Raw genomic sequence first — 12985 nt, 5'->3', positions numbered from 1 at the left:
CAACTTACCCATTTCATCAATTGCCGCCCTAACAGAGATTGCCGCATGAACCAAACTATGCCTAACTTATCAACGCCTCGGGACGACTACGCAACAGGTGATGCTTTTACCAATGACTTGCTCAATCGGAAAGCACTTGCAAGCAAGCTAACAAACTATTTAGATCGTTTACGTGATGGTGCCGTTTTAGCAATTGATGCTCAATGGGGAGATGGTAAAAGTTGGTTTGGAAAAAACTGGGCCAAGCAACTGCGCGATGCTGACCATACTGTGATTGAAATCGATGCCTTTGCACAAGACTATATTGATGACCCCTTTTTACTCATCGCTGCCGAGCTAAATGAAGCATTCGCTACGCAAAAAAATACAAAAGATGAATTAAAAAAAACAATGTTGGCCATTTGCAAAACCTTATTACCCACAGCGGCAAAACTCACAATCAACGCATTAGGCAGAATGGCACTGGGGACAGCAAATCTAAGTAGCTTTGAGGATACAATTGGCAAAGCAGGTGAAGAGCTACAAGAATCAGGCGCTGATGCCGCAGAAAAATGGCTGGAAGATAAATTTGATAGTTACAGCAAAGAAAAAGAAACTTTAGCCCAATTTCGGGAGCAGCTTAGTCAGCTAGCCGCAGCACAAGACAAACCCATCATTATTTTTATTGACGAATTAGACCGCTGCAAACCTACTTTTGCAGTAAGGCTAGTTGAGCGCTTGAAGCACTTTTTTAATGTACCCAATATTGTATTTGTATTGCTACTCAACCGCGATCAATTACAAAAAGCAGTGAAAGGCGTTTATGGTAATGAAACCGATGCGGCGCAGTATTTAGGTAAATTTGTTAATTTCTTTTTTAAACTACCCCAAGCAAATTCAAGCTCAATTCACCAATTAGGGTCTTATTACAAATATTTTATTGAAAAAGAAATTGATAAATTCAAATTTGATAGAAGCAATATAAAAATACAACCTTTTATCAAAACACTTAGTAAGCTTGCAGAAGGTCAAAAAATTTCATTGCGGGACATACAAAAATGTATAGCCCTTTTTTCTTTTGCATACCCAAACGTGCAGCTATCAGCACACCTTGCCTATATCATCACGCTAAAAGTCACCCAGCCGGATCTTTACCGTCGGCTATCCCATAACGATATTCAAGCTCATCGTGATGCCCAAATACCACTAGCCATGGCGCACAATAAATTCTGCACAAATGGCAACAACCCAAGAAGTATGTTTACTGAATTCGAGGCTTGGCACCAATATCATGATGGTAATGCTCAGCAGCATAGCTTTTCACATTTGCAGGATATACTTCATACGTTAGATTTAAATATGGACGGCTTAATGCACTACCTTATGCAACAAATTGACTTTCAAATTGAAAATTAACTGGACACCTCATTAGATACCCCGTCAAATTAAATCATGGCCCGCAATCCCGCCAATTGCTTTAAAGCTTTTTTAAGCAATAACCGCGTCGGCGCTGTGATCTTTATCGGACTGGTGCTGGATTATTGGCTTAAGCTATAGATCTTTGATCTGCCAGCAGGCGCTCTATAGCCTGTTCACCCCGCCTACAAGGAAATACGGCCTTGAAAACGATCATCACAACACTTATGTTCAGCTGTCTGGCTCACGGTGCTTTTGCAGAGAGTAAAGCAGCAGAAAGCTTACCCGGCCATTATTACTTACAAGGCGCACATGAAGTAGGCTCTGAATTATTACTCAGTAAAGATGGTAAATTTCAGTGGATGTTGAGTTATGGCTCGGTCGATAAATACGCTCAAGGCACTTGGCAAGTGGATAAGGGCAGCGTTTTACTGCTCTCCACACCGCCCAATGAAAACCCTGAATTTCGCCTATTTACCGAAGATGAAATGCGCATCCGTAAACCTGCAACAGCAGGCATTTGGGTTGCCATTGTGGGCGTACCCAGTGTTGGGCCTACGCCAGGCGTTGAAGTCAAATTTGAAAGCAAATCAGGCAAAACGCTGACGGCAGTTAATGCGGCCAATGGCGAGGCCATCGTCAATATGCCAGCAAGTGAAGAATGGGCTCGGGCAGGTTTACGGGGAGTAAAAAGCAAAAAAGACTGGCAGTGGTTTGTGATTCCTGCCGAGCGTAAAAAAGACCGGGTTGCCGCTTTTGCCAACAAAGACGAAAGCCAGGCCAGACCCTCGGCCTTTGAAAAATTGCAGTTTAAAATAGAAGACAAAGGCCTGCGCATCAGCGATCCAAAAGCCATGCCGCAGGGCCTTTATAGCAAGCAATAACTTTAACTAGAGCTTGCCTGCAAGCTCTAGTTTTAATCAGCCACGCAACATCTTCTCTGCCCAGAAAATCCCGGCAACCGTTTTACCATCGGTAATCGAGCCATCCAGCACACCGGCAATCAGATCATCAAGGCTGACCGCCACGCATTCTACAAACTCGCCTTCATCGAGCTGCGGCGTGCCTGCGGTTAAGTTTTGCGCCAGGTAAAGATGAATTTCTTCATTGGTGTAGCTGATAATCGGGTGATGAACGCCTAGTTTTTGCCATTTTTGCGCGGTGTAGCCGGTTTCTTCCAAGAGCTCGCGCTTGCCGCAAGCCAGCGCATCTTCACCCGCATCCAGCTTACCAGCAGGGAACTCCAGATACACACGATGCATAGGATAGCGATATTGCCGCTCCATCAAGAGCTTACCGTCAGGCAACACCGGAATAATCATCACTGCACCGGGGTGAATCACGTACTCACGCGTGGCCTGACTGCCATCGGGCAAGCACACGATATCGCGGTTAATATGCAATAGCTTGCCATCAAACACCCGCTCGCTACTGATTTTTTCTTCGATTAAATGTTGATCTTTTTGCATGGATTCCCAGTGTTTTAATAATTAAAAAGTTCTGTGGCAGAAAAAAGCAAGGCTATATCTGATCACAAAAATGTTTCTGTTTAAAGCTAAGGGAGCAAAACCTTGAATCACAGAGAACACAGAGTGCACGGAGTTTCACAGAGGAAATAGATTCAATTTATTCCCTGTGAACTCTGTGGATCAAGGTTTAGCCCAAGAGGCGAGATGTTCTAGCCATAGCGCAATTACAATTTCACGCTGCTGCTATGCCATATTTTACGCGCATATTCACTGATGCTGCGATCTGACGAAAAGCGCCCCATTCCGGCCACATTGAGCAGTGCTTTTTTATGCCATTCCAATGGATTTAAATATAATGCGTCCACTTTACTCTGCACTTTTATATAATCTGCAAAATCTGCCAGTAATTGATAATGATCCCCCCAATTAACCAGCAAATCAAAAATAACCCGATAACGCTCAGGTTCTTCCGGGCTAAAAAAACCTGATCCTATTTGATTTAAAACCTCATGCAATACCGGATCTGCCTCGTAAATAGCCCGGGGATTATATGATCCTTGCCGCAGGCGCTGCACATCATCACTATTATTGCCAAATATAAAAATATTATCAGCCCCTACTGCCTGGCCAATCTCGATATTGGCACCATCTAACGTGCCAATTGTTAATGCAGCATTTAATGCAAATTTCATATTTCCTGTGCCGGAAGCTTCTGTACCTGCAGTAGAAATTTGCTCGGATAAATCTGCAGCAGGAATAATAATTTCTGCCAAGCTAACACTGTAATTAGGAATAAAAACCACTTTAAGCTTATCGCCAATGCGCTCATCATGATTAATTTTTGTTCCTACATCATTAATCAGATGAATTAATAATTTAGCTATCTTATAAGCTGATGCAGCCTTCCCGGCAAAGATGACTACTCTGGGTACAATGGCAACATCCGGGTTTTTTATAATAAAGTTATATCGGGAAATCACATGTAGCAAATTAAGCAACTGCCGCTTATACTCATGAATTCGTTTAACCTGTATATCAAATAAAGCATCAGCTGAAACAATGCCACCTAAATGTGTGGCAATATAATAGACCAGGCGCTCTTTATTAACCCGTTTAGCTAATATCATATTGGCAATAAAATCTTCATTCTCAACCAGTGGCTTTAATTCGGCCAATTCATCCAAATTAACCCGCCATGTTTTGCCAATTTTCTCATCAATTAAAGCTGCCAAAGGCCGGTTAGCCTGAGCCAGCCAGCGCCTTGGTGTAATACCATTGGTTACATTGGTAAAGCGCTCCGGGTAAATTCGTGCAAAATCGGCAAAGATGGTTGATTTCATTAATTGGGAATGCAGCGCCGAAACGCCGTTTACTTTATAGCTGGCCACCACGGCAATATAAGCCATACGAATTTTGCGCTCACCCGCTTCATCTACCAGAGACACACGGCGAATTAAATCAGTATCTCCCGCAAAGCGCCGCTTTATATCACTTAAAAATCGCTCGTTAATATCAAAAATAATCTTCAAATGCCGGGGCAGCCAATGTGCAAACATCTCCACCGGCCATGTTTCCAGCGCTTCACTCATTAAAGTATGATTGGTGTATGAAAAAATATTCTGTGTATATCCCCAGGCACTATCCCAATCCAGGTGATGCTCATCCATTAATATCCGCATTAATTCTGGCACAGCCAATACAGGATGCGTATCATTTAAATGAATAGCGACTTTATCACTCAGCTGAGTAAAATCTTCATGCATAAACAAATAGCGATGCACAATATCCTGTAAAGATGCCGAAACAAAAAAATACTCTTGCCGCAATCTTAACTCTTTGCCATGCTGGGTAGAATCATCAGGATATAAAACTCTGGAGACATTCTCGCTATGATTTTTTTCTTCTACCGCAGCAAAATAATCCCCCTGATTAAACATATGTAAATTAATACTGCGTGATGCTCTCGCCGACCAAAGCCGTAGTGTATTGGTGGCAGTAGTTTGATAACCGGGAATAATATAATCATAGGCCATCGCCAATACATCCTGCGTATCGAGCCAATGAGCTGTATTGCCTGTAGTTTCTATTCGCCCGCCAAATTGCACCACATATTGCACTTCATCTCTGGGAAACTCCCATACATTTAAAGCAGACAACCAGGTATCAGGCGCTTCAACCTGCTGGCCATCCATAATACGCTGCTTAAACATCCCAAAATCATAGCGAATACCATAAGCAAAACCCGGCACCCCCATGGTGGCCATTGAATCTAAAAAGCACGCCGCCAGACGCCCCAATCCCCCATTACCTAAAGCCGCATCGGGCTCGTAATCCAGAATCTCATTTAAATCAACACCCATTTCATCCAGCGCCGCTTTTACCGGCTCAAACAATTCCAATGCCAATAGCGCATTCGATAAAGCACGGCCAATTAAAAACTCCATCGATAAATAATAAACCCGCTTTAAATCCTGAGAATACTGCGCCCGCGTGGTGCGCATCCAGCGCTCCACTAAACGATCCCGCACAGCCAGAAAAGTCGCATTTAACCAATCTTTAGGCAGCGCCACAATTGGATCTTTTCCAATAAAAAACACCAGTTTATTAGCAATAGCATGCTTTAAAGCATCACTGTCATTACCAGGGGAATCGTATTCAAAAGACACCGTCATGGGGTGCTCCTTTGTTAAAAACACTGACTGCCGTTGCTGACATGTTTTATTAACTAATAATTACGCAGTGCTTGCTTTTTTTTAGTGCCTTCGGCACATTGATTTTGGTGCGGCGTCCCCACAAAGACTCACTTTCTTGAACGGCCAAGAAAGCAAGCAAAACCGCAACTCCAAAAGCACGAAGGCCCCTCACTGCAGATAATCAGTTCGGCGAAAAAGGCTGCCCGGGAGCAAACCCTACCCTTTTTCCGAACCCCTGAGCTGCTTATTCCTCGCTTCGGCGTGCTTCAAGAAGTGACAGCTTTCTCCGTGACCTCTGTGGCTCAAGATTTGGGTTTTGTCAGAGCCAGCGGAATCACCTTATTCAGCCATTAATCTCTCATACAAAGCCACATACTGCGCAGCCGCCGCACTCCAGCCAAAATCGGCCTGCATAGCACTGCGGCGGGTGGATTTCCAGTCTTTTGGACGTTGCCAGAGGATAAACGCGCGTCTTAGTGCGCGGGTGAGGGCCGCTACATTAAAGTCGTCAAAGACAAAGCCGGTGGCGCTGGCGTCTTCTAAGTTTTCTAAGCTGCAATCAACTACCGTATCGGCCAGACCACCGACTCTGCGTACCAAGGGCAGCGTGCCGTATTTCAGGGCGTAAAGCTGAGTAAGGCCGCAGGGCTCAAAGCGGCTGGGCACGAGCAGTACATCGGCGGCGGCCATGATGCGGTGCGAGCAATCTTCGTCGTAACCGATTTGCACGGCAATTTGCGCAGGGTTGGCTGCGGCAGCAGCTTTAAATGCATCTTCCAAGGCCGTGTCACCCCCACCTAACAGCACAAACTGCCCGCCACGACGGGTGATTTCATCCAGCGCAGCCAGCACCAGATGCAGCCCTTTTTGCTCGGTAAGACGGCTAACTACGGCAAACAGCGGCTGTTCGCTGTTTTGATCTAAACCCATGCGTATTTGCATATCCAGCTTGCATTTGGCCTTACCCTGCATTTTTTCCACGCTGTAATGGGCAATAATCAGCGGATCAAGATTCGGGTTCCAGATCTGATCGTCTACGCCATTTAAGATGCCACTCAGATCGGCTTTGCGGGTTCGAAGCAGGCCATCTAAGCCGCAGCCCTGCTCATCATGGGTGATTTCGCTGGCGTAGCGCGGAGATACAGTGCTGATATGGTCGCAAAAATACAGCCCGGCTTTCATAAAGGAAATCTTGCCGTGAAACTCCAGCCCTTCCAGCGTAAAAAATTGTGGCGGCAATCCTAAGCTGGCAAAAGCCGAGGCAGGAAACACGCCCTGATAAGCTAAGTTGTGCACGGTAAACACGCTTTTTGCAGGCCGACCCGCAGCTACTAAATAAGCAGGCACAAGGCCCGCATGCCAATCGTGGGCATGCACCAGCTCTGCCCGCCAGAAAGGGTCCTGCCCGCTGGCAAGCCGTGCAGCCACCCAGCCAAGCAGCGCAAAACGCAGATGATTATCGCTATAAGGCTGCTGGCCTACATCCAGATAAGGGCTGCCGGGGCGATCAAAGCAATGTGGCGCATCAATCACATACACGGCAATACCGCTGGCGGTATGACCGAATAACACACGGACAGGCCCCGCCATGCTATTCACCGCCGCCACTTCACCATCAATATCCAGCCCCGCCAAGATGGCCGGAAAACCCGGCAAGAGCACACGCACATCACAGCCCAAAGGCGCCAGCGCCAGCGGCAAAGCCCCCGCCACATCGGCCAGCCCACCGGTTTTTAATAGCGGAAACAACTCGGCACAAACATGTAACACGCGCATAGACGGCTACCTTTGTTGGTTTTAGCAAACTTCGTAAACACAAAAGCCCCCAAACCCAAATCTTGAACCACAGAGAACACTGAGGACACAGAGAAAGCCAAACGATTCAAAGGTGATATGTCCACTTTAGGCTTTGGCTAGAAATCAACACAAACAAGGCAAGCCGTGATCCCGAGTGTTTTTATCAGAAATTCAGCGAAAATGGCGCTATTTCAAAAATAGGACGTATCAGGTTTTCTCCGTGAGACTCCATGTTCTCTGTGCCCTCCGTGGTTCAAGGTTTGGGTTTTATCACAGCTTCGCCAGCATTTCCCTTGTAACCAGCACTACGCCGCCTTCGGAGCAATAAAAGCGCTTTTCGTCTTTGCTTCGATCCTCGCCAATCACCGTGCCTTCAGGGATTTGGCAGCCGCGGTCGATCACGCAGCGGCGCAGGCGGCTAGAGCGCCCCACAGTAACGGATGGCAGGATCACCGCCGAATCAATGGCACAAAAAGAATGCAAACGTACTTTGGAAAATAGCACCGAGTTATTGACTAAAGAGCCAGAAACAATACAGCCGCCAGAGACCAGTGAATTTAATGTCATACCGTGGCTGCCGTTAATATCCTGCACAAATTTAGCCGGGGAAAGCTGCTCCTGATGCGTCCAGATCGGCCAGTTTTTATCGTAAATATCCAGGTCCGGCACGACAGATGCCAGATCTAAATTGGCTTCCCAATAAGCATCGACCGTGCCTACATCACGCCAGTAAGGTAGTGCACCTAAGTCACTGGAAACACAAGATGCACTAAATGGATGAGCCAGCGCACGGCCTTCGGCCACAATGCGCGGAATAATATCTTTACCAAAATCGTGGGAAGATTCTTCATCGGCCAGATCTTCAGCCAGCATGCGATTAATATAATCGGCATTAAAAACATATACGCCCATTGATGCCAAAGCCTTATCGCTTTTATTAGGCATGGCTGGCGGATCGGTCGGTTTTTCAATAAAAGCGGTGATTTTTCGATTTTCATCCACCGCCATCACGCCAAAGGCAGAGGCTTCTACTCTGTCCACTTCAATACAGGCAATCGTGCAGGCGGCATCGTTTTCTACATGGTCAAGCAGCATGCGGGAATAATCCATTTTATAAATATGGTCCCCCGCCAGAATCAGCACATATTGCGCTTTATAGCTGCGGATAATGTCCAAATTTTGAAATACCGCATCGGCAGTGCCACGATACCAGTGCTCTTCATCCACTCTTTGCTGGGCAGGTAATAAATCAATAAATTCATTCATTTCATTACGCAAAAAAGACCAGCCACGCTGTAAATGCCGTAATAAGCTATGCGATTTATATTGGGTAATCACGCCAATGCGGCGAATGCCAGAATTAAGGCAATTGGACAGGGCAAAATCAATAATCCGGTATTTACCCCCAAAATGCACTGCGGGCTTGGCGCGATGATTGGTTAAATCTTTTAAACGTGAGCCCCGGCCGCCTGCCAGCACCAGTGCGACTGCCTGATTAGGGAGCTGGCGGGCTAAAACCAGCTTATCAATTGCTTCCATCTCACCACTCCCATAGATAAAACTACCTCTATAGATATTAAGCAAGCCTGGGGGCAATTTCTGAGAAAGATTTGTAATCAGACAAATCAGCAGCCCAGTAGGTGCTAATTAAGTGATCAGATATTTTTAAACGCGATGATTTCACTCATATAAATAGAAATACTTTCCCCGCTTCCTCATGGGACGAGGGGAAAAAACACCACAGAGCCTATCGGATATTAGCGGGCATTCAAAATACTCAAAGCCACCGCTTCGGCGATTTTAATGCCGTCTACACCGGCCGATAAAATCCCGCCTGCGTAGCCAGCGCCCTCGCCCGCAGGAAATAAGCCTTTGGTGTTGATGCTTTGCAGCGTGCTGTTATCACGCTTGATGCGCACAGGCGAGGAGGTGCGGGTTTCTACGCCAGTAAACAGCGCATCACTCATACCAAAGCCTTTAATTTGCTTATCAAACGCTGGCATCGCTTCGCGAATTGCGGTAATGGCATATTCAGGCAGACAATCGGCTAAGTCAGTTAAATGCACGCCAGGCGTATAAGAAGGCACCACCGAACCAAACTCGGTAGAAGGCTTGCCTTTCAGAAAATCGCCCACCTTTTGTACTGGCGCCTGATAAGTGCTGCCGCCCGCCTCAAAAGCCTTACTTTCCCACTTACGCTGCAGCTCGATCCCTGCCAGCGGATGGCCAGGGAAATCTTCTTCCGGCGTAATCCCCACCACAATCGCCGCATTGGCATTACGCTCATTGCGCGAATATTGGCTCATGCCATTAGTGACGACCCGGCCCGGCTCGGAAGCTGCCGCCACCACCGTGCCACCCGGACACATACAAAAGCTATACACCGAGCGGCCATTGCTGGCGTGGTGCACCAGTTTGTAATCTGCCGCGCCCAGAATCGGATGGCCGGCACTTGGGCCAAAGCGGGCAGCATCAATTAAAGTTTGCGGGTGTTCCACCCTAAAGCCAAGCGAAAACGGCTTGGCCTCCATATACACGCCCTGCTCGAATAACTTGTAAAAAGTATCACGCGCGCTATGGCCAATGGCCAGCACCACATGCCCGGAGTGGATTTTTTCGCCACCAGCCAGCTCTACGCCTTCAACCTGACCGTTCTTCAGGATCAGCTGCTCTACCTTACTGGAAAAGCGCACTTCACCGCCCAGCTCAATAATATTGGCACGCATGCTTTCAACCATGCTGACTAAACGAAACGTTCCGATATGGGGTTTACTGACGTACATAATCTCGTCTGGCGCGCCTGCCTTTACAAACTCTTGTAAAACTTTATGCCCAAGATGCTTCGGGTCTTTAATCTGGCTGTAAAGCTTACCGTCAGAAAACGTACCCGCGCCGCCTTCACCGTATTGCACATTCGACTCGGGATTTAGCTCACCCTTGCGCCATAAGCCCCAGGTGTCTTTAGTGCGCTCACGCACGGCCTTACCGCGCTCTAAAATAATCGGCTTAAACCCCATTTGTGCCAGCAATAAACCAGCAAACAGACCACAGGGACCAGTGCCAATCACAACCGGGCGATCAGTTAATCCTTCCGGCGCGTGGCCTACATATTGGTATTCAATATCCGGGGATACCATGATGTGGCGATCGGCTTTCAAGCGTTTGAGCACCGCCGCTTCGTTTCTGACGTCTGCATCCAGGGAGTAGATCAGTAAGATGGCCGCACGTTTGCGTGCATCGTAGCTGCGCTTAAAGATGGTGAAGCTAATCAGATCACTCTCAGGTACAGCAAGGCGCTTGAGCAGTGCCTGTTTTAACTCGTCTGCCGAATGATCAAGGGGTAGTTTTACTTCGTTTATTCTTAACATGCTGTCTTTCCGAAATTCTAAGGTGCGCGTAGCGCGTTTGATTTGATTATTTTGAACAGGAACATCACCTAAAATCATCAAATAAAGCCGCACTACCTAGGTTTAACCTGTCATTTTGCCGGTTTTCTGCAAAGCGTGCAGAACTATGGCAGCGCAAATAACCCCGCCAGTTGCCCGCCAAGACGCTCAGCGGACTAAAAAAGCAAAATCTTTTAAGTACAGAGCTTTAGCTAACACTGATTTTAAGCAGCTCTTCTGCCTGAAAAAAGCACTTTTCAAAATTGCCTTACTGTTATGCGCCCACACAGCATCCAGATGGTCATGACCGGCTGCCAAACCTGTTCAGACCGAGTTAATAACGATATCTTTTCCAGAAGACAACCGCACAAAAAAACCTGAACTGCAGCCGAGCATTGCCAGCTTTAACCGGGCGACAACAAATGCACCGCTGCGTGCTCCCCGATATGGCAAGTTGCTTCTGTCGGGGAGTAAGCAAAAAGTCGCTTAAACTCACGGCTAAACTGTGATGCGCTGACATAGCCCACCGCATAGGCCGCTTGTGCTACCCCTTTACCAGCGTAGAGAATCAGCTCGCGCGCACGGTGAAGCCGAATGGCCTTGAGATACTGGATGGGGGAGTTTCCCGTCACCGTTTTAAACGACTGGTGAAACACGGATGGACTCATAGCCGCTTCACGAGCCAGCGTAGCAATATCCAGATCCTGAGAGTAATTAACTCTAATATGCTCGCAAGCCCGATAAATTGAGCCATAGCGGCCATGCCAGGCAAGCAGGGCCCGCAAACACTCACCACCAGCTCCTTGCAATACGCGATAGTGCAGCTCCCGTACCAATTGAGGCCCCAGCACCCGCACCTCGTCTGGTGAAGCCAGTGCCTGCAACAGGCGATAAACCGTATCGTTCATCGCATCGTCCAGATCTGCCACAACCATCCCGCGTTTGGGTGCATCAATACCAGGCATCGTACTCAGATTCATTTTTGATAGCAGTTCACTTATCGTTGACATATCCACCCGAACAGCCAAAGCCAGCATGGGGCCATCTCCGCACACAACCGTATCGCAATTGAAATGCATGGGAACAGCCACAATCAGATACTGACCCGGCTGATAGTGAAATACTTCATCACCCAAATAGCCCCGCTTAAGTCCCTGCCCCATAATCACGATAGTCGGCTCCTGCAAAACAGGTGTAGGTGCCACCGTGGCATTGGCCCGCATAAGGGTGACACCATCCAGTCCGGATGGAATATGCCCATTATGAGGAGTAAGGGACAAAATCTGACGAGCGATACGTGAGCTGGTAATAGGCATGGCAACAAGGATTAAGCTAACTGAATGCAAAGAGTGTAACGGAAATCAATTATTATCAATCCAATTCCTATGGTGGAAAATACAATTAGGCAAGTAAGTGCAATCTTTAGGCATTCCTGGCAATAAAGATTAGCGCTTTAATGTCGTTATCGCGACAAACGTCGCACAGACCAAAGGAAATTGTGATGACCAAGAAAATTCTCGTTGTAATGACGACCACGGAAAAATATCCGAATATCACACGTGCAACCGGTATATGGCTCGGTGAAGTCGTGCATTTTGTCGCAAAAGTAGAGAAAACCGGCTTCAAGGTAGACTTTGTGACACCCAATGGCGGGTATACACCGATCGATCCGCACAGTTTGGCTCTGGCAGAAACCATTGACTGGGAGTGGTACCACAACCGCGATTTCATGAACCGCCTGGGTACAACACTAAAACCCAGTGATGTGACTGCTGACGACTACGTAGCCATTTACTTTGTAGGTGGCCATGGTGTGATGTGGGACTTTCCCGATAATAAGGATTTCCAAGATCTTAGCCGCAAAATTTATGAAGCGGGCGGATATGTCTCATCAGTTTGTCATGGCGCAGCAGGGCTACTGAACATCGCACTCTCCGATGGGACGCTGCTGATTAAGGATAAGAAAATTACCGGCTTTTCTAATGAAGAAGAGCAACAGGCACAGCTCGACCAGTATGTGCCATTCATGACCGAGGACGAAATAGTTAAGCGCGGCGCCAGCTATGTGAAAGCCGATGAGCCGTGGGCTACATTTGCCGTGGAAGACCAGCGCGTCATCACGGGGCAGAACCCAGCCTCCGGAGGGGCCGTTGCCGATCTGCTGATCAAAGCCATCGCCCGCGCATAAACCAGTGGGAAACAGGGTGCAGGTATTGCACCCTAAAAAAACCCGGCCTTCCCGCCG

At 47.4% G+C, this 12985-nt stretch carries 9 protein-coding genes; 3 read left to right on the top strand and 6 right to left on the bottom strand.

From position 1 onward, the window contains the following. The first annotated feature begins 45 nt into the window (after positions 1-45). Together EJO50_RS00335 and EJO50_RS00325 are read left to right on the top strand one after the other, a co-directional pair. Entirely contained in the window at positions 46-1395 is a 1350-nt protein-coding gene (locus tag EJO50_RS00335) for a KAP family P-loop NTPase fold protein (RefSeq protein WP_125971045.1), read from the top strand. Between the two features lie 203 nt (positions 1396-1598). Then, positions 1599-2279, top strand: coding sequence for a hypothetical protein (locus EJO50_RS00325; protein ID WP_125971044.1), 681 nt, complete (start codon positions 1599-1601; stop codon positions 2277-2279). A 36-nt stretch (positions 2280-2315) separates the two neighbouring features. On the opposite strand, the gene EJO50_RS00320 is transcribed toward EJO50_RS00325, so the two are convergent. The 6 genes from EJO50_RS00320 to EJO50_RS00295 form a co-directional block, all read right to left on the bottom strand. Then, the gene (locus EJO50_RS00320) at positions 2316-2864 is read right to left on the bottom strand and encodes an NUDIX domain-containing protein (protein WP_125971043.1); all 549 of its coding nucleotides are present in this window, start codon (positions 2862-2864) and stop codon (positions 2316-2318) included. Between the two features lie 224 nt (positions 2865-3088). Continuing rightward, positions 3089-5536: a glycogen/starch/alpha-glucan phosphorylase gene (locus EJO50_RS00315; protein WP_125971042.1), complete on the bottom strand. Its 2448-nt coding sequence runs from the start codon at positions 5534-5536 to the stop codon at positions 3089-3091. Between the two features lie 360 nt (positions 5537-5896). Then, entirely contained in the window at positions 5897-7333 is a 1437-nt protein-coding gene (glgA, locus tag EJO50_RS00310; RefSeq protein WP_125971041.1) for a glycogen synthase GlgA, read from the bottom strand. A 291-nt stretch (positions 7334-7624) separates the two neighbouring features. Then, positions 7625-8893, bottom strand: a complete 1269-nt coding sequence (gene glgC / locus EJO50_RS00305; protein ID WP_125971040.1) for a glucose-1-phosphate adenylyltransferase — start codon at positions 8891-8893, stop codon at positions 7625-7627. A gap of 218 nt (positions 8894-9111) precedes the next feature. Next, positions 9112-10722 carry an NAD(P)/FAD-dependent oxidoreductase gene (locus EJO50_RS00300; RefSeq protein WP_125971039.1) on the bottom strand — a complete coding sequence of 537 codons (1611 nt, stop codon included), beginning with the start codon at positions 10720-10722 and terminating at the stop codon, positions 9112-9114. Between the two features lie 422 nt (positions 10723-11144). Continuing rightward, complete coding sequence (locus tag EJO50_RS00295) at positions 11145-12056, bottom strand: AraC family transcriptional regulator (RefSeq protein WP_125971038.1); 912 nt, start codon at positions 12054-12056, stop codon at positions 11145-11147. A gap of 185 nt (positions 12057-12241) precedes the next feature. Here EJO50_RS00295 and EJO50_RS00290 point away from each other — a divergent pair, with 185 nt between their 5' ends. Further along, positions 12242-12928 (top strand): type 1 glutamine amidotransferase domain-containing protein, encoded by a 687-nt coding sequence (locus tag EJO50_RS00290; protein WP_125971037.1) that lies wholly within the window; start codon positions 12242-12244, stop codon positions 12926-12928. The last annotated feature ends 57 nt before the right edge of the window (positions 12929-12985 follow it).

The organism is Iodobacter ciconiae (assembly GCF_003952345.1).
Classification (GTDB): Bacteria; Pseudomonadota; Gammaproteobacteria; order Burkholderiales; family Chitinibacteraceae; genus Iodobacter; species Iodobacter ciconiae.
The sequence above is the reverse complement of the archived record's forward strand: the minus strand, read 5'-3'. Positions and strand labels throughout refer to the sequence as shown.

What these genes read in the sequence shown, in the direction of transcription:
- EJO50_RS00335 (WP_125971045.1), top strand. Translation starts at nt 46, where the DNA reads ATGAACCAAACTATGCCTAACTTATCAACGCCTCGGGACGACTACGCA.
- EJO50_RS00320 (WP_125971043.1), bottom strand. Translation starts at nt 2,864, where the DNA reads ATGCAAAAAGATCAACATTTAATCGAAGAAAAAATCAGTAGCGAGCGG.
- EJO50_RS00315 (WP_125971042.1), bottom strand. Translation starts at nt 5,536, where the DNA reads ATGACGGTGTCTTTTGAATACGATTCCCCTGGTAATGACAGTGATGCT.
- glgA (WP_125971041.1), bottom strand. Translation starts at nt 7,333, where the DNA reads ATGCGCGTGTTACATGTTTGTGCCGAGTTGTTTCCGCTATTAAAAACC.
- glgC (WP_125971040.1), bottom strand. Translation starts at nt 8,893, where the DNA reads ATGGAAGCAATTGATAAGCTGGTTTTAGCCCGCCAGCTCCCTAATCAG.
- EJO50_RS00300 (WP_125971039.1), bottom strand. Translation starts at nt 10,722, where the DNA reads ATGTTAAGAATAAACGAAGTAAAACTACCCCTTGATCATTCGGCAGAC.
- EJO50_RS00295 (WP_125971038.1), bottom strand. Translation starts at nt 12,056, where the DNA reads ATGCCTATTACCAGCTCACGTATCGCTCGTCAGATTTTGTCCCTTACT.
- EJO50_RS00290 (WP_125971037.1), top strand. Translation starts at nt 12,242, where the DNA reads ATGACCAAGAAAATTCTCGTTGTAATGACGACCACGGAAAAATATCCG.